General features: G+C 49.7%; 14 protein-coding genes. 6 read left to right on the top strand and 8 right to left on the bottom strand.

Annotation, left to right across the window (positions count from 1 at the left end; genetic code table 11):
* The first annotated feature begins 43 nt into the window (after positions 1–43).
* Together msrA and MKY82_RS10950 are read left to right on the top strand one after the other, a co-directional pair.
* Positions 44–1,009, top strand: coding sequence for a peptide-methionine (S)-S-oxide reductase MsrA (gene msrA / locus MKY82_RS10955; protein ID WP_071223801.1), 966 nt, complete (start codon positions 44–46; stop codon positions 1,007–1,009).
* A gap of 131 nt (positions 1,010–1,140) precedes the next feature.
* Positions 1,141–1,323, top strand: coding sequence for a hypothetical protein (locus tag MKY82_RS10950; protein ID WP_071223800.1), 183 nt, complete (start codon positions 1,141–1,143; stop codon positions 1,321–1,323).
* A gap of 69 nt (positions 1,324–1,392) precedes the next feature.
* Here the strand turns inward: MKY82_RS10950 and MKY82_RS10945 are convergent, their stop codons facing one another.
* On the bottom strand, positions 1,393–2,085 hold the full coding sequence (locus tag MKY82_RS10945) for a YitT family protein (protein ID WP_194541834.1): 693 nt from the start codon (positions 2,083–2,085) through the stop codon (positions 1,393–1,395).
* A 487-nt stretch (positions 2,086–2,572) separates the two neighbouring features.
* Here MKY82_RS10945 and hmpA point away from each other — a divergent pair, with 487 nt between their 5' ends.
* Positions 2,573–3,778 (top strand): NO-inducible flavohemoprotein, encoded by a 1,206-nt coding sequence (hmpA, locus tag MKY82_RS10940; protein WP_339296095.1) that lies wholly within the window; start codon positions 2,573–2,575, stop codon positions 3,776–3,778.
* A gap of 182 nt (positions 3,779–3,960) precedes the next feature.
* Here hmpA and MKY82_RS10935 read toward each other — a convergent pair whose 3' ends face one another.
* Positions 3,961–4,470 carry a Crp/Fnr family transcriptional regulator gene (locus MKY82_RS10935; RefSeq protein WP_194541832.1) on the bottom strand — a complete coding sequence of 170 codons (510 nt, stop codon included), beginning with the start codon at positions 4,468–4,470 and terminating at the stop codon, positions 3,961–3,963.
* Between the two features lie 182 nt (positions 4,471–4,652).
* On the opposite strand from MKY82_RS10935, the gene MKY82_RS10930 reads away from it, so the two are divergent.
* Together MKY82_RS10930 and MKY82_RS10925 are read left to right on the top strand one after the other, a co-directional pair.
* Complete coding sequence (locus tag MKY82_RS10930; RefSeq protein ID WP_194541831.1) at positions 4,653–5,039, top strand: hypothetical protein; 387 nt, start codon at positions 4,653–4,655, stop codon at positions 5,037–5,039.
* A 30-nt stretch (positions 5,040–5,069) separates the two neighbouring features.
* Positions 5,070–7,217, top strand: a complete 2,148-nt coding sequence (locus tag MKY82_RS10925; RefSeq protein WP_339296094.1) for a YhgE/Pip domain-containing protein — start codon at positions 5,070–5,072, stop codon at positions 7,215–7,217.
* Between the two features lie 130 nt (positions 7,218–7,347).
* Here MKY82_RS10925 and MKY82_RS10920 read toward each other — a convergent pair whose 3' ends face one another.
* Genes MKY82_RS10920 through MKY82_RS10900 form a run of 5 tightly spaced genes read right to left on the bottom strand, consistent with a single transcriptional unit; the run spans position 7,348 to position 14,945 of the window.
* Entirely contained in the window at positions 7,348–8,436 is a 1,089-nt protein-coding gene (locus MKY82_RS10920; protein ID WP_339296093.1) for a glycosyl hydrolase family 18 protein, read from the bottom strand.
* A gap of 29 nt (positions 8,437–8,465) precedes the next feature.
* A complete protein-coding gene (locus MKY82_RS10915; RefSeq protein ID WP_339296092.1) occupies positions 8,466–10,223 on the bottom strand; it encodes a polysaccharide deacetylase in 1,758 nt (585 codons plus the stop codon).
* A 32-nt stretch (positions 10,224–10,255) separates the two neighbouring features.
* A complete protein-coding gene (locus MKY82_RS10910) occupies positions 10,256–12,127 on the bottom strand; it encodes a glycosyltransferase (RefSeq protein ID WP_220685937.1) in 1,872 nt (623 codons plus the stop codon).
* A gap of 15 nt (positions 12,128–12,142) precedes the next feature.
* Positions 12,143–13,456 (bottom strand): nucleotide sugar dehydrogenase, encoded by a 1,314-nt coding sequence (locus MKY82_RS10905; RefSeq protein WP_220685938.1) that lies wholly within the window; start codon positions 13,454–13,456, stop codon positions 12,143–12,145.
* Between the two features lies 1 nt (position 13,457).
* Complete coding sequence (locus MKY82_RS10900; protein WP_259445347.1) at positions 13,458–14,945, bottom strand: polysaccharide deacetylase family protein; 1,488 nt, start codon at positions 14,943–14,945, stop codon at positions 13,458–13,460.
* A gap of 322 nt (positions 14,946–15,267) precedes the next feature.
* Here MKY82_RS10900 and MKY82_RS10895 point away from each other — a divergent pair.
* Positions 15,268–16,625 (top strand): IS3 family transposase gene (locus MKY82_RS10895; protein ID WP_194543387.1). Its coding sequence is split into 2 segments (ribosomal slippage): positions 15,268–15,721 and positions 15,721–16,625, totalling 1,359 coding nucleotides; the frame shifts between segments, so codons are not numbered across the junction.
* A 145-nt stretch (positions 16,626–16,770) separates the two neighbouring features.
* Here the strand turns inward: MKY82_RS10895 and tnpA are convergent.
* Complete coding sequence (gene tnpA, locus MKY82_RS10890; protein ID WP_071223663.1) at positions 16,771–17,259, bottom strand: IS200/IS605 family transposase; 489 nt, start codon at positions 17,257–17,259, stop codon at positions 16,771–16,773.
* Between the last annotated feature and the right edge of the window lie 18 nt (positions 17,260–17,277).

The raw sequence follows: 17,277 nt of genomic DNA, 5'->3' as shown, positions 1-17,277 counted from the left end.
GTAAGACTTACATTTATATGTTATAACGATGGAGGGATAATAGATGAATAATCGTTCAACCCCAAGTGAATTGGCTACCTTTGCGGGAGGCTGCTTCTGGTGTATGGTCTCTCCTTTTGATGAGCTGCCGGGCATCCTGAAGGTTGTTTCCGGCTATACGGGCGGCCATAAGGAAAATCCGACCTATGAAGAGGTATGCTCTGATACAACAGGTCATTACGAGGCTGTTCAAATCACCTATAACCCGGAAGTGTTCCCTTACGAAAAGCTGCTCGAGCTCTTCTGGCAGCAAATCGATCCTACGGATGAGGGCGGACAATTCCATGACCGGGGCACATCTTACCGGACTGCTATTTTTTACCACACGGAGGAGCAGCGTGAACTTGCGGAGCAATCCAAGCAAGCCGTAGCTGCCAGCGGACGATTCGATGGACCGATCGTAACGCCCATCATCCCCGCCAGCACTTTCTATGAAGCTGAAGAATATCATCAGGATTATCACAAGAAAAACCCGAGCCATTACAAACGCTATCGCAAAGGTTCAGGACGCGAGGATTTCATTGAGCAGCACTGGTCGGATCCGGTAGATCCAGCCGAGCTTAAACAGCGCCTGACACCGATCCAATATGAAGTGACCCAGAATAACGCAACCGAGCCTCCGTTCCACAATGAGTTCTGGGACCATCACGGGGAAGGCATTTACGTGGATATCGTATCCGGCGAGCCGCTCTTCAGCTCAACGGACAAATATGATGCCGGCTGCGGATGGCCGAGCTTCACCCGTCCGATTCGCGAATACAACATTAAGGAAAAAATGGATCTTACCCATATGATGGTCCGCACCGAGGTAAGAAGCAAAAAAGGCGACTCGCACCTCGGCCATGTATTTGACGACGGACCTGGGCCGAACGGGCTTCGCTACTGCATCAATTCTGCGGCACTCCGATTTGTACCGAAGGAAGAGATGCAAAAGGAAGGCTACGGCGAGTATTTGCAGCTGTTTGAATAAATCCAAGTTTCCTAGTGCATTGCCCTTCAGGGCAATGCACTTTTTGGTACGATTGAACCCGCTTATTCAATTTGGCTGCACGGGGTAATATACATTACATACGAATTAGAGATGAACTGGAGGGATTGCACATGCCTTGGAGCAAACATGATTATCCGCCATCCATGAAAAACCTGGAGCCTCGGGTGAGGAATAAAGCCGTGGAAATTGCCAATGCCCTGCTGGAGGAAGATTACGATGAAGGTCGTGCCATCGCTATCGCCACCGCCAAGGCACAGGAGTGGGATGAGAATCATCCGAAGGACGAGAAGTGAAAATCCGGGCATAAGCATACGAAAGAAGCTCACCCTGCATGCGGGTGAGCTTCTCTTAGTTGGACCGTCTTATGAACGGCCGCTAACGGTATGCTGCGCTGTCTTCGGAGTAACCGGAGTGCTTGGGGCACGGACCGCCTTCCGAATCGGTTTCTTTTCCGTTTTCTCGGTACCGTACGTCACTGTGATGGTGATCACTTGTCCGGCAATCGATACGGCTAATATAGTATATAAGGTTTCAACCAATGGCATGTAGAATAGCGATAATAGCAGTACTACGGCATCCATCAGGAAAAACACCGTCCCTACCTTAAGCCCGCTCCACTCGCTGAACAGCACGGAGATCACGTCGTCACCGCCTGTCGCTCCGCCGAAACGGAGCACGATGCCTGCACCAAAGCCCGTCAATAAACCGGACAGCAGCGCGGCTGCCAGCAAGTTATGATTCAGATCGATCACAAGCGTGGAATACCGCTCGATCAATGCGTAGAACAAGGTGAACATGCTCGCCGCAACTACGGTATTGATAATGAACTTCCGACCTTTGATGAATAAGGCAACCAGCAGAACCGGTATGTCCATGAGGACCATACTTAATGCGGGCGGAATATCAAGCGCATATTTGCCAAGCAGCGCAAGGCCCACAAAGCCGCCTTCGGTTAAATGATTGTGAAAATTAATGTGATAATACGTAAAAGCCATTAAAAACGTTCCGAACAACATCGCCGACATGGTGATAATTGTGTTTTGTCTTTTCCTCATACAGGATCCCTCTTGTCGTAGTAGATTGGTCAGACATAGGCCAATCTCTACATAGAGGCAACCTGGAGGAGTTCATCCTTCGAACCATAGTTCCCATCCTTTCGTAAGAGACCGTCCTTGTCTTCTGACGTCCGACTTCGCTCTACGAAGGAAGCTATGTGTATGAGAGATCATAACGTTTCCAAATCGTCCTTTGGGGATTCGTCCTTCGGGGACACATGGTATCCTGATCCTTTCTCGTTTTAATTAGACTGCTTACATTATTATAACACAGTTGGCATACAAGCTAAACAGCTGGCTAGAATGAACTGGAATATATATATGAAATATGTAAAAAAACTCGCTTTCAGAACTCCCTCCATAAAATATCGCCGTTCTGTTCACATATTCGCTAAATCCGATGTGACTTAAATCACAAATACCCCTTCTTCCCTTGTCTATACTTAAATCGAATACGAATTCGAATTATGAATCAGGGGGAGTCTGCATGTTAAGCCAGCATACGATTGAGGTCGTTAAATCGACCGTTCCTGTTCTTGAAACACATGGAACGGCAATTACGACTGCATTTTATCAAAAATTGTTTCATCATCATCCGGAGCTTCTTAACATATTCAACCATGCGAATCAACGAGAAGGAAAACAGCCCTTTGCCCTTGCCAATGCCGTATACGCCGCCGCAGCCCATATCGACCGTCTTGAAGCGATTGTCCCGGTTGTTAAGCAGATCGGACACAAACACCGGGCATTAAACATTTTGCCCGAGCACTATCCAATCGTTGGCGAAACGCTGCTCGCCGCCATGAAGGAAGTGCTGGGAGACGCTGCAACGCCCGAAATTATCGAGGCCTGGGCCGAAGCTTACGGGGCTATTGCCGATGTCTTCATTGGCATTGAAGCGGATATGTACCAACAAGCCGCGAACGAGGCCGGCGGCTGGAGCGGATACCGCAATTTCGTCATTGACCGGAAGGTGGAAGAAAGCTCCGTTATCACTTCCTTTTATCTGGTCCCGCAAGACAGCGGCGAGATTTCCGCTTATCAACCCGGTCAATATATCACGCTCCGGGTGAAACCCGAAGGTGAAGCCTATTATCATAATCGTCATTACAGTCTCTCATCCGCACCGGGTCAGCCTTACTACAGAATTACGGTCAAGCGTGAGGATGAACTGGAAGGAAAGCCCGCAGGCGTCGTCTCCACTTGGCTGCACCGTCATGCCGAGGTTGGGACCGTTCTTGAGGTCACGGCTCCGGCCGGTACCTTTACGCTGGATACGGACAGCGATCTTCCGCTTGTCTTGATCAGCGGCGGCGTCGGTTTAACCCCGATGGTGGCCATGCTCGAAACCGTGCTGCTGGAACAGCCTGACCGGAACGTAACCTTTATTCATGCGGCCAAGTGCGGCAGCCAGCATGCGATGAAAGCTCACATCGATGCGCTTGCCTCCAAATATCCGCAGCTAACCTCTTATGTCATTTATGAACAACCGGAATCGGAGGATCAGTGTCACCAAGCAGGCTATATTGATCTTGATTTCCTGCGCAAAACCGTTGATGACAAGGCCGACTTCTACTTCTGCGGCCCCGTTCCGTTCATGCGAGCCGTGAACAATCATTTGAAATCGATGGAGGTACCTTCGGACCGAATTCATTATGAATTTTTCGGCCCGGCTGGTACATTGGAAGATTAAAATAACCGTATTACACAATCAAAGGGTGCCTGTCTTGCATAAAGACAGGCACCCTTTTTAGATGGAACACGCTTGCTGTCGACTATTATCCAGCGAAGAAGATAACCATATGCCAGTTCTGGTCATGCGCAATTTATAAAACTATGTACCTTGGCGTTCATACCGTCCTCAATATTTCGGAACTAGATATGCTTGCCCTGTTCCCGCAGCAGCCGGTTTACCGTTTCTCTCCTCACGCCGATCAACTGTCCGATCTCTTCCTGCGTCAGATACTCGGTCAAGTGTATTCCCTGTGAATACTCATCCAGCCACTGGATCAGCAGCTCAAGCCGCTCCGCAGGTCCTCCGACCGTCAAGTGATCCAGCCTCATCTGCATGAACCGCACCTTTTCCTGCAGCAATCTGGCAACCTCGAGCGGTTTCTGCGGATCCTCCGCAAGCTGGCGGTACCACGCTTCAGCCGATATGACCTCCACTTCGCTCTGGATCAGAGCGATCGCCGTTCCATGTGTCTCCTTCGGGCTGATCAGGGAATGGTGCGGCACCGTTTCACCGGGATATAAAATATTGAAAAGCACCATATTGCCATTCGGATGGAGACGGGTCACCTTGAACAATCCGCTCCGGATGTGATATAGATGATCGCCGCTATCTCCTTGCCTGAACAGTATTTCGCCTTTATGAAGAATCATTAATGAATCGCCTCCTGATGAATGCAGTTATCAGGAGTGTAAACGATATGCCGTCATGAATCCACTGGAGGCAAATAACAATTACCAGAAATTAATGGTTGCGCACCGTATATTGTTGGCATACCATGTGTATAATAGAACATATGTTCCTGTATTTATTCATGTATGAGGATGTGTCTCTTATGATGAAACCTTCCACTCCTCCTCCGCCTTCACTAGAAGACGAAGCCCTGATCCGAGATTATCTGCTGCATCACTTCATTCAGTCTGTTCTCGAGCGGGATATTCAGATTCTCAAGACCCTTCAACTGAAAATGGGTGAGCTCTATATCTTAAATCTGCAGCTCATTAAAAAAGGATATTCGGATCATGCCTGGTTCCTACAACAACAAATGAGAAGGCGCGGCATCCGGATTCATAGTCAGAGCGGTACAGCCGAGGAAGGGCTGCGTGTCCAGTATTTATGCCGCGGATATGATGGCTCTCTGCTCTGCGAATGGCACTCCTTCAAGGAAGAGATAAAGGATCGGCTCGTTTCGTATCTTGGCACGGATTTGGCGGCATACTAGCACCAACTACGTACAAGACAGGAGCGCTCCATGAAGAATATCTTCCACATATATTCTGCCGATATCCATAGAATCATCCGTAATTGGGCTGCAGGCGTCATCATCGTCGGGCTCGCTATTCTTCCTTCTCTGTATGCCTGGTTTAACATTGAGGCCTCCTGGGATCCCTACGGCCAGACCTCCGGCGTCTCCATTGCCGTTGCCAACCTGGATAAAGGCACCACCCTCCGCGATCAGCCCATTAACCTGGGAAAAGAAATCGTGGAGTCCCTCCATCACAATGAGAAGCTGGGGTGGCGTTTTACAGAGGATAGCGAGAACGCCATTCAGGGTGTACGGCGCGGCGATGATTACGCCGCTATCATTATTCCGGAGAACTTCTCTGCCCGGATCGGCACCGTGCTGACCAATGAGCCTGTCAAAGCTCAGATCCTCTATTATACGAACGAAAAAATCAACGCCATTTCTCCCAAAGTGACGGCCCAGGGTGCATCCGGTGTTGTGGAGGAAATCAGCAAAAATTTCATCAAAACCGCCAACGGCACCATCTTCGAGATTTTCAACACGCTCGGGATTGAGATCGAGAACCAGCTCCCGGCCATCAATAAAGTACGAAGCCTTCTGTTCCGGCTCGAAAAAAGCTTTCCGGAGCTCAATGAAGCGGTGGGCACAGCTGCACAAGATATTAAGCTGGCCAACCGATTGGTTCAGCAAGCCGACGCCGCCCTGCCTCGCCTTGAAGGGATTGCCACGGACGGCAAAGCCATGGCCGGTGCGCTGGCGGAGTTCGCGAATCAGGCCGCCGGTGCCTCGAAATCGCTGGAGCCAACTCTGCGTCAGGACTTGGAGGTACTGGCTGCAACCACCGGAGCGCTCTCGCAAGTGCTGGACGCTCTAGGGCAAGCCGACATTGACCCGAAGGAGCTTGCCAGCCGCCTGAACGCTGCGCAGGAACGCGCAGAGACCGCAGCGAAAGCAGCCGCCCGGCTGGGTCAATTGTTCAAGCGGCTGGGCTCCATCTCCCCGGCAGCAGCTTCCGGGGCGGCCAAGCTCGAGGATATTGCCGCACGATGGACCTCAGCTCAATCCGTGCTGCAAACCATAGCCCAAGCCGTGGAACGGGGAGAAGAAGCGCCAGCAGATTCCATCGATAAGTTGAAAAAGCTGAACGATGATATTACGGGACTGACCAACACGCTGTTAAGCCGCTACGATACGGAGATCGGTCCAGCGATAAGCAAAGCCTTCACCTCGGGCGCAGACACGGCTAAGCGCGTGCAGCAGGAGCTGACCCAGGCACTTGCCAGCGTCCCCGACATTCAGCATTTGCTCAAAGACGCCCGGAAAGGTCTTAAAGTAGGCGGAGAAGAAGTACAGCTTGCTCAAAGCCGTCTGCCGGAGGCCGAGCTTCGGATTACGCAGCTGGCGAATCGGCTCCGTGAGATGGAAGCTGAGGGAGATATCCAAGAGGTTATTGATTTGCTTCAAAATAATTTCGAGCTCGAAAGCCAGTTTTTTGCCGAGCCTGTAACGCTGGAAGAGAATCGCCTGTATCCGATCCCGAACTACGGGTCCGCCATGTCTCCCTTCTTCACGACTTTATCCTTGTGGGTAGGTGCCCTGCTGCTCGTTTCCCTGCTCTCCGTTGAGGTTCATGATGAAGAGAGAAGCTTCCGCAGCATCGAGGTTTACTTCGGACGCTATTTAACCTTTCTCACCATTGCCCTGTTCCAAGCGCTATTCGTCACCCTGGGCGATATCTATTTGCTGCGGACCTATGTGGTGAATCCGGGCTGGTTCATCCTGTTTGCGCTGCTGAGCAGCTCCATCTTCATGCTGATTGTGTATACGCTGGTGTCCGTATTCGGCAATGTCGGAAAAGCGATGGCCATCGTACTTCTCGTGCTGCAGCTCGCAGGCGCGGGCGGAACGTTCCCGATCCAGATGACGCCGCCCTTCTTCCAGGCATTGCATCCGTATCTGCCGTTCACCTACGCCATTAGCATGATGCGGGAAGCCGTTGGCGGCATTCTATGGGATATTGTCATCCGGGATGTCCTGTTCATGCTGATCTTTGCTGCAATTGCGCTGATGATCGGGATTGCGCTCAAGAAGCCGATCAACCGGGCCAGCGGCGGTCTTGTCCGTAAAGCGAGAGCCTCGAAACTCATCCATTAATCCAGCCCCCTTTCGGAGCGTATATCCGCACAGAAAGACTGCCTGATTACAACTTGAGTCAACCTTTATGCAAAAGGACACCCCAAGCGGCTTCCTAGAGCCATGGGATGTCCTTTTTTTCATATAAGATTCACTTATGTTGGGATTGCTGATGGTATTCCTTCAGCTGTTTCAACGTATCCTCTTCCATATCCCCAAGCCGCCAGATCGCAATCTTCGAAACACCCGTATCTGTCGCCGTATCCATCCAGCCGGCAATGGTCATACCATCTGCATACCATACCGTATGGCCGATGCCTTGCTCGTCCGTATATTCATAATACAGGGCACCGCTTGAAGAATCCCGCTTCGGCACTTCCGAGATGGAATGTGCCAGCTCCACCGCACGCTTTTCCGTTAAAGAGACAACCTTGCCGTTCTTCGCCCAATCAAACCCTCCAACCGACAGTGCGATGGCATGGTCTCCCGGAATCCTGCGCAGTTTGTCCGCCAGCTTTCTGATCAAGGCATGATCCGCCTTCGGCCCCGGTCCGCTATGCCCTCCGTACAAGTTATATGCCATCAGGACATAATCCGGGCCTGCCGGCAACAACTCCAAGGATGACTGGGAGATCCCCGGCTCCAGGACGATTCGAAGAGAGAAACCCTCCGCTTGTAAACGTTCATACAGCTCCTTGTACAGAGCGCATAAATTCGCCCAATCTTCCTTGCGTACCTTTTCGTAATCCAGCTCCACGCCACGAAAGCCATGCTGGGATACTACAGCCAGAATGTGCCCGATATGCTGGCTGCGGCTTTCCGGGGTAGCCACGATCCGGGAGATGAGCTCAGGATCCTTCTGATCCGCCGTCCCATCGGTATCGAAGCGATCGTTTACGATGGTCAAGACCCGGCGAAGCTGCTCCCCTTTCCGGGAAATCTCCTGAAATTCAGGCAGCCCCTCCCGAAAATCCGAAGTAAAATGGAGTTCGTCTTTATGATTGAAGTAGGCTGCAAAAAAATGAATCTCTTCAAGCTCGCTGCCGAGCTGCTCCATATCGGTTATGCCCGTCCTCCACTGCCAATCCGCAATCCAGGCAGACAGCTTTACTCCCGTTTGCGGTATCTGAGCCTGCAGTGCTTTCTCCTGCTCTTCGGTGCGCAGCCACCAGAAGGAGACAGCAGCGCACAAAGCCATCAGCACCACTGCTCCTGCCCATTTCCTCCTGCGATTCTTCATTCTTGTTCACGTCCTACGCCATCCGAATTTTAAAAGGTCTCCACAGCCCAGTCAACCGCCCGGTTCAAACTTCTCTGCACGCCTGTCAGGACTCCGGTCAGTCCGGACGGCTTGTTCGTAAACAGCAGCTTCCGATCGCCGCCCGCAGACTCAGATGTTATGGTGACATCTTCAAAAATAGCGTCGTAAATATCATCCTTCTCATTCTGCTCGTGATATTGCGATTCAAACGCCACGCCCCCTGCGCCAATCGAAACATCCACAGGCTGCTGGTCCAGAATTAACTGTTGATCGACACTCACCGACACGGAATGGCCTTTCACCGAAATCTCCAACGAGCGGTTGCCAAGTATGTTGACCGGATACTCATTCTCATCATCCCGATCTCCGGCCTGCGTCTGTTCCTTGGTATATACCGATGCTTTGTCGAATTGCAGATCCTCTTCACCCCACTCGACCTTCGGCAGGGAATAAGTGAACAGCTCCTCGGGCGCTTGACCTGCTCGCTTCTGCTCTACCACCACGCTATTGTTCTCCAGAAGGAGTCTTACGTAAGTGCCCTTGGTCCGATCGTAACGGACATAGATGGACTGCCGTCCTACCACATTGCCGAGCGCTTTAGCCGAGACGGTTACGTCAGTCTCTTCGCTACCTTTTAAATAAACCGTCCCTGCCTGAGACGGAGGCGATGTGACCACGAAACGGTTATCCGAAAATTCAACCGCTCCGCCGAGCAGCTCCCACTTGTCAGCCTGCTGCTTGTCCCCCCGCACAAACTGCATAGATTGTCCTTGGTCCTTGTGCAGCTTCATCAACAGGTGGTTGGTGGACCAGTAAGGAGCAGGTTGGACCCGAGTCAGATTATAAAGATCGCTATCCTGCGAGTTGAAAGCCATACCTTCCCGGTTGAAATTCATCCCAAACAACTGCTCAATCTGCTCCGTATTAGCATCGGCTACAAGCTGATTCATGCCGCTGCCAAGCGCATTGGCATGCATGATCATATATGTCCCTGGAACGTAACCCAGCGATTCCGTGTAGACTTTATTCATCGCCTCATAATCAGCTTGAATCCGTTCTTCCATCTCCGCGCGGTTCTCGAGCGGTATCATGTTCTCGTCGCGAATGAAATCCATCAAATAGTGGTTGTAATACTCCACGTTGGATTTGCTGGTCAGTTCCCCCTCATCCTTAACGCCGATATAACGGCCTTCACTATCAAAAATATTAATATAAGTCAGCCGGTTGCCGTTGGTCCCCAGCTCCCAATAACCGGTGCGGGTCATCTTCAGCATATCCTTCGGCTGCAGAAATTTACGTTCACTGTTGCCCATTTTGTCAGCATAGGACAGGAAGGTGGCCTTATAGTTGTATTTCTCCAGCAGCGGCTGCGCGAACAGCGCGGAGTCATTCCGTCCATCTTCAAAGGACAGATACAGCGCTTTATCCGGCAGCTTCTTGCCATTACGATAATAATCGATAATATCTTGCTGCGAAATCGTGGTGTAGCCCTGTTCATATAAGGCCTTCAATTGTGCATCCAGCTGGCTCTTGGATACGAGCTTGGATGTCCCGGTGCGGCCGACCCCGAAATAGGATAGCGCAATAAAGCCCTGATGCTGACGCCAGGCCGCTCTGTCCGGCTCCTTATAGGTGCGAAAATCGAAAATCGCATTCGCCAGCAGGACGGCTACTACGGCCAATACAACGACCTGTGCCGTAACTTTGATGATTTTGCGGCGATTTTTTCGCTGAACATTGAGGGCTGCATTTTGTTTTTTACCCATTTGTCATCCTCACTTCAACCGCTTTGACACGATCAGAACGGTAATCCGAATTTTTTGCCTTTACGCTTGCGGGCTTCCTTCTTCTCTCTAGCTTCAATATCCTGCGGTGTTTCCCGGGTCCCCCATGTCGACTTCCAGAAGGTAAACCAGGCCACCGGCATCTGCCATAACAGGACAAACTCATAGAACAGACAGAACACGAAGCCGAACACCCAGAGCTTGCTCTTGCGAAACAGCAGGTGGGCAAGACTCATGAGCAGCGCCATCAGCAGCAAGCCCATCAGGAAGGTCCCCGGGAAAATGCCGTGAACGATCGGCACGTACATCAAGTTATAGGCAACCACGACAGGCGCGGCAATCGGCACGATTAGGCCTATGTAGAAAAACAATGCCATAAACGGCTCTTTGCGCCAAATAAAGCTTCCGGCCCGGAGCGACTCGCGCAGCCAGGAGCGCTTCCAGCGCATCTGCTGCTTCAGGAACACCTTCATCTGCGAAGGGACAATCGTCGAGCATATGGCGGAATCCTGGTAACCGGTGCGATGTGTTTTCAAAATAAAGTTCGTCATGCTTCGGTCATCCCCGAAGGTGGCGGGTCTGCCTAGAAACTTCTGGTTTAGCCAGGCGTCCGCATGCTGCAGGATCAGCTCTTTCCGATAGCAGGATAACGGGCCCGACAAGCAGGTCACGCTGTCAAACCAGGACTCCGCCGCTTTCATGATCCGAAAAGCAATATAATAACGGACCGTCTGCAGCTTCGTCATGTTATTGGTATATTTGTTCTCGACGTCCGTCCGGCCGGCCACGCCGCCCATCTTAGGGTCCTGAAAAGGCTGAACGAGGTGGCGAATCGCCGTCGGGTCCAGAAAGCTGTCGGAGTCCACGAACACCACCAAATCATGCTTCGCCATCTCCACACCCTTGACCAGGGCAACCCGCTTGCCCGCATTCTCCGGCAGCACCGTATAGGACAAGCGTTCGCGGGTAGCGTATCGCTCCGCCTCGGAGTGAATCACTTCAATCATATCCTTGATCTGCTGCACCGATTGGTCTGTCGATCGGTCATCCACGACGATGACCTCCAGCTTATCGACCGGATAATCCTGATTAATACAGCTGAGAATCGTACGTTTAATCCAATCCGCTTCATTGAAGCAGGGGATGATAATCGAAACCCCCGGTGTATAATCCGGATTGATCGGCACATCGCGGTACAATGCCCCAAACAGGTAGCGAGTTAGCAAAAACAGGGCTGCGATTAAGCTGTACAAATACAGCACCATGTTGTATTTAAAATAGATAATGCTCTCGGCCCGCATCAGCATGATGAAGAGCACCGCCACGAACATCAACGCGCTGGCAGAATATACGGAATAGCCCCACCGTTTGCGCTGAAAATATTCAGTCAGCGGTTTCTCAAATTCCAAGGCAAGCATATGTTCTTCACCGGATTCTGCCAAATTCGTGGCCCGGCGAACGATGCTTGCATCCATCCTTACAGCCGATTCGAAACCTTCCGGCATCGCGCCTGGCGGGATCCGGAATCGGGCCTTTACCTTGTCGCCCACTTCGAGACCTGAAGAAGCGTCCGGCAGCTTGAGCAGCAGGCCCGTGGCCGAAATATCGGCTGCCTGTCCCTTAATCCCGGCTTTTTTCTTTTTCCCCTTGGGGACGATCCATACTTCAAATTCCGCTTCATAACGCAAGCTGAGCATACGCAGCTTATTTAAATATTCAGAGCTGGACAAATCATCCCCGGGCTGCTCAGCCCGGTTGCCTCTCCGGTCCGCGTTCAAACGAATCTGCTCCGGGTCAGGTACATAGGAAAGAGTACGTCTATCCGTGCGCGGAACCGCAAGAACTTCTTTAGTGCTCTTCGGTTGCTTTCTTTTTATAATCCTCATTGCTTTCTCCCATCGTTACAAACTCCAATAATGAAAGCCATTTGCTTCATATTCGGTTTTTGGATAAGCTCCCTTCACGTCGATCAGAAGCTTCTCTCCTTCAGAGCTAAACATGTCCTTGAATTCGGCAATACCAAGCTGCTTGAACTCCCGGTGAGCGACGGCGACAACCGCAATCTGAATGTCTTTCAATTCGCTCATGTCCGACAGCTCGATACCATATTCCTCATAAGCCTGATGCGGGTCCACATGCGGGTCCGCGACCATCGGTTGAATTCCGTAGTCCTGCAGCTCCGTAATAATATCGATGACTTTGGAGTTGCGGATATCCCGGCAGTCTTCCTTAAAGGCCAGACCCATTACCGCCACCTTCGCCCTCATCAGATCGATACCTTGGCGAACCGCGAGTTTAATGACATGCTGGGCGATGTATTTGCCCATTCCGTCATTAATATGCCGCCCGGCCAAAATAATTTTGGAATGATATCCCGTATCCTCGGCCTTGTACGTCAAATAATATGGATCAATTCCGATGCAATGTCCGCCAACAAGCCCCGGCCGGAACGGGAGGAAATTCCACTTCGTTTCTGCAGCCCGCAGCACGGCATTCGTATCGATATCCATCTCGTTGAACAGCATGGAGAGCTCGTTCATGAAAGCGATATTGATATCGCGCTGGGCATTCTCGATGACCTTGGCTGCTTCCGCCACCCGGATGCTTTCCGCCCGGTGAACGCCTGCATCAATAATCAGCTCATATAGGCTGGCAACCGTCTCCAGTGCCTCCGGGTCATTACCGGACACAATTTTCACGATGGTCTCGAGTCGGTGTACCTGGTCTCCGGGATTGATTCGTTCCGGGGAATACCCCACCTTGAAATCCTCGCCCAGGCGCAGGCCGGACTCCTCTTCAAGAATCGGAATGCAAACTTCCTCCGTTACGCCCGGATAAACCGTTGACTCATACACAACAACCGCTCCCCGGGTCAATGCGCGACCGACCAATCGGCTGGCATTGCGCACGAATTTCAGATCCGGGACATTTCCGCTTTTTACGGGTGTCGGAACGGCGACAATAAAGCAGCGCGCTTCCTTCAGCTTGTCCGGATCCGAGGTGAAGGACGCCGTGCAGTTCGCAAGCGAAGTATCTCCGATCTCACCGGTAGCATCGAATCCGCTGCGGTACTGCTGCACCTTGGCCTCGCTCAGATCGAAGCCGATGACATCCAGCTTTCTTGAGAATGCGACCGCCAGCGGCAGCCCCACATATCCAAGACCGACAACCGCTAATTTGTCAACGCGGTCCAACATATTCACATATAATTCCATCTTATTCCATCTCCATTGCGGCTTTATCCTGCAGCTGCATCATGTCCGCCATTTTTACAAACGTATATCCTTTATTCTTCAGCCCTTCGAGTACTCGGGGCAGGGCCTCAATAGTATGAATGTCATCCAGCATATGAAGCAAAATGACGCTTCCCTTTTGTGTCTTGGTCATAACTCCGTTCACAATATCGTCGGCACTGTTGGAAATATCCCAATCCAGCGTAGTCACATCATACATTGCAATGGCGGGGTAACCGGCAGCCGCCAGCGCTTTGGCCCGTTCGTCATCTACCACGCCGGTCGGCGGGCGAAACAGCATGACAGGCTGCTGCTGTATGGCCTCCGTAATAACCTGGTGGGCCTTGACGACATCCTGCTGCAGCTCTTCCGGCGTTAGCGATGTAACGACGGGATGGCTGTAGGAATGATTGGCCACATCGTGTCCGCCTTCGACCATCGCCCGCGCCAAATTCGGGTTGCTTTCCACTCCTTTGGCCCGCAGGAAGAAGGTGGCCTTCACATCATGCTCCTCCAAAATATCAAGGATGCGGGTTACCGTTTTGTCGCTTCCGAAATCATCAAAGGTCAGGGCAACCTCTTTTTTGTTCGTATTGACTTTATAAACCAGTTCATATTTCGCCTGTTCATAATCCGGGTTCATTCTAGCAGCGTCGTATCCCGGAATTAACTCGAGCGGTTTTCGCACGCCGCCATTGCGCACCAGCTCATCCAGCGTAACCAATTGATATCCGATATCGTCCACGGCCTGGGCTATGTATTTAATAGAAGAAATCACTTCCGGATTGACATCGGTATTCATGGAAATAATGCCGCCTCTGGAGATGTACCTGGTCACATACTCTCCAATCTCTTCTGCACTCTGCATATTGCGATCCTTGGGATTAATGTTGTAACTTACAACGGCCTTCATTCCAAGATGTGCAGCTGCCAGCGGCACTTCATCCGGATAATCGCCCGAGCGTGTCCGCACATAGCGGGGCAGGACGCCCGTTTCCCGCTCAATGACATCATTCGCGAGTTTGATTTCCTTATAAATCTGATCGTAATCAAGCTGATTCATATCGAGCTGATTGAGCGTATTGTTCTCAATTTCATGACCTTTGGACAAAATGGCATCCGCAATGTCTGGTTCCTCCGCCACACGGATCCCCGGAAGAAAGAAGGTCGCCTTGATTCCATAGGCATCCAGCTCATCGATCAGGGCCATCATGGTCGCTTTATCGCCCATGCCGTTAAAGGTGAGCGCCAATTCTTTCCTGGCTGTGTAAACAAACGGGATTTCCCTGCTCTTTTCCCCTGTATACCGTTCCACTTTTTGAACTGTCGCTGTCGAACCGCCCGCTTCATCGCTGGGAGCTTGCTTACCACCAAAAAGACCACAACCCCCCAGTAACGCCAGGGTTAACAACAGTCCGGTCATTCTTGTTAGCATGTATAACATTCGGGTTTTACTAAAATCTCTTTTCATCTGGATACTCCTTTTAAATTTCAACAATTGCTATAACATTTTGGAAAAATTCATGGATTTTCATCATTTTCATAACTTTGAATTACAATAAGGAACCCCGGTCGTCCAGCTTATGTAATCCGTTGCCCATGTTTTTTTCTAAACATGCTTTTACTCCCTGCCGCTCGGTGATTCACATTATAGAATTCAGTTCTATACAATTTCTAAACATTTCCGATTTAACCGGGACTTGGCCCCCTGTCAGACAATCAAAACCACCCGTGTGAATGAACTGCACCCCAATTGTTAGACACCATCTAACATTGGAGGTGCAGTTTTTTCTATGGCTAATTTTAGTTCGGACGAAAAATTACAAGCAGTTATGCGTTATCAAAATGGATCAGAAAGCATGAAATCGATTGCGAAATCACTAGGACTCCATCATACTGTCCTTTTACATTGGATTAGACAATATGAGCATCATGGTGAAGAAGTCTTTAAAAAGCGCTATACACCGTATTCTGTACAGGATAAACTAGACGTACTTCATTATATAAAAGAACATGGGACGTCTATTAGAGAGGCAGCTGCAGTATTTAATATTGCGAGTCATAGTACCATTCTAAGCTGGCAAAGAAGCTTAGAGTTACATGGAATAGATGCCCTACAACCAAAGAAAAAGGGGCGTTCATCCATGAAAAAGGATCCAAAACAACTGAATGATCAAAAGTCTGTAAAGGGGTCGGTAGAGGCTTTACAGAAAGAGATAGAACTTTTGCGTATGGAGAATGCTTATTTAAAAAAGTTGAATACCTTAGTTCAAAACAAGGAAAAATCACCAAACAAGACAAAGCGCAAGTAGTCTATGAACTAAGGAACGAATTTTCGGTGAAAGCACTCCTCCAGCTCGCAGATATCCCACGTAGCACGTATTACTACTGGGTGAATACATTCGGTATGCCGGACAAAGATTCTGAGTTAAAGGACGTTATTCAAGCGATTTATGAGGAGCATCAGGGGCGTTATGGTTATCGCCGTATTCGAGACGAGTTAATGAATCGCGGTCACCATGTGAATCACAAAAAGGTGCAGCGTTTGATGAACGTGTTGGGATTGAAGTGTCTAGTACGCATGAAGAAATATCGTTCATATAAAGGTTTGGTTGGCAAGATTGCATCAAACATTCTAGAGCGTAACTTCTCCGCTGAAAAGCCAAATGAGAAGTGGGTAACGGATATAACAGAGATTAAATTATTTGGAGAAAAACTGTACTTATCCCCCGTGTTAGATCTTTTTAATGGGGAGATTATTACGTATACGATCGGTTCAAGACCCGTCTATTCCCTTGTTTCAACCATGCTAGATCAAGCATTCGATCGACTAACGGATGAAGATACTCTTCTGATTCATTCTGACCAAGGCTGGCATTACCAGATGAAACAGTATCGTCATGCCCTCGAACAACGCGGTGTTAAGCAAAGTATGTCCCGTAAAGGTAACTGTTACGACAACGCGGTCATTGAGAACTTTTTTGGAATCATAAAATCTGAGTTTCTATATATTAATGAATTTGAAAGTATTGAGCAGTTTAAACAAGAACTTTCTACATATATCGATTATTACAATCACAAGCGAATTAAAGCAAAACTAAAAGGCATGAGTCCGGTACAGTACCGAACTCATGCCCAACAAATTGCCTAATAAAATAATATGTCTAACTTTATGGGGTCAGTTCAGAACGGGTGGTTTGCTCTGCGGCTGAAAGCCTTTGTTACTGGCCAGCCCTAAAGGGCATTGAATCGTTCGCCAACCGCACTACTTTTTCGGCTACCCCTTAAGGGGTCTTCTAGTTCTTCTTCTTTCGTTTGCTTCCTGTTTCTTCTCCTGTGAATGGATCTATATACTCTTCCAGCGTCATTTGCTCTGCAACCACGTCTTCTTGTAACTGATTTCGTATATACTCTTCAATCACTTTCTTGTTCCTTCCTACCGTGTCCACATAAAACCCTTTACACCAGAATTTTCGATTCCCATACTTATATTTTAAATTTGCATGGCGATCAAATATCATTAAGCTACTCTTCCCTTTTAGATACCCTATAAATGATGACACACTTATTTTCGGCGGTATACTTACCAGCATGTGTATATGATCTTTACATGCCTCTGCTTCTATAATTTCTACACCTTTTCTTTCACACAATTGTCTTAGTATTTTTCCTATATCTCTTTTCAATTTCCCATAGATCACTTGTCTTCTGTACTTTGGTGCAAACACTATGTGATACTTACAATTCCATTTTGTATGTGCTAAACTGTTCACATCAGATGCCATCTGATCTCCTCCTCGTGT

This window comes from Paenibacillus sp. FSL W7-1279, from assembly GCF_037969845.1.
In the GTDB taxonomy this organism is placed as follows: Bacteria; Bacillota; Bacilli; order Paenibacillales; family Paenibacillaceae; genus Paenibacillus_AQ.
This window is presented reverse-complemented; position numbering and strand designations above follow the sequence as displayed.

Coding starts and splice junctions, on each gene's coding strand:
- hmpA (WP_339296095.1), top strand. CDS start 2,573: ATGTTAAGCCAGCATACGATTGAGGTCGTTAAATCGACCGTTCCTGTT.
- msrA (WP_071223801.1), top strand. CDS start 44: ATGAATAATCGTTCAACCCCAAGTGAATTGGCTACCTTTGCGGGAGGC.
- MKY82_RS10930 (WP_194541831.1), top strand. CDS start 4,653: ATGATGAAACCTTCCACTCCTCCTCCGCCTTCACTAGAAGACGAAGCC.
- MKY82_RS10945 (WP_194541834.1), bottom strand. CDS start 2,085: ATGAGGAAAAGACAAAACACAATTATCACCATGTCGGCGATGTTGTTC.
- MKY82_RS10920 (WP_339296093.1), bottom strand. CDS start 8,436: ATGAAGAATCGCAGGAGGAAATGGGCAGGAGCAGTGGTGCTGATGGCT.
- MKY82_RS10950 (WP_071223800.1), top strand. CDS start 1,141: ATGCCTTGGAGCAAACATGATTATCCGCCATCCATGAAAAACCTGGAG.
- tnpA (WP_071223663.1), bottom strand. CDS start 17,259: ATGGCATCTGATGTGAACAGTTTAGCACATACAAAATGGAATTGTAAG.
- MKY82_RS10900 (WP_259445347.1), bottom strand. CDS start 14,945: ATGAAAAGAGATTTTAGTAAAACCCGAATGTTATACATGCTAACAAGA.
- MKY82_RS10915 (WP_339296092.1), bottom strand. CDS start 10,223: ATGGGTAAAAAACAAAATGCAGCCCTCAATGTTCAGCGAAAAAATCGC.
- MKY82_RS10925 (WP_339296094.1), top strand. CDS start 5,070: ATGAAGAATATCTTCCACATATATTCTGCCGATATCCATAGAATCATC.
- MKY82_RS10910 (WP_220685937.1), bottom strand. CDS start 12,127: ATGAGGATTATAAAAAGAAAGCAACCGAAGAGCACTAAAGAAGTTCTT.
- MKY82_RS10935 (WP_194541832.1), bottom strand. CDS start 4,470: ATGATTCTTCATAAAGGCGAAATACTGTTCAGGCAAGGAGATAGCGGC.
- MKY82_RS10905 (WP_220685938.1), bottom strand. CDS start 13,456: ATGGAATTATATGTGAATATGTTGGACCGCGTTGACAAATTAGCGGTT.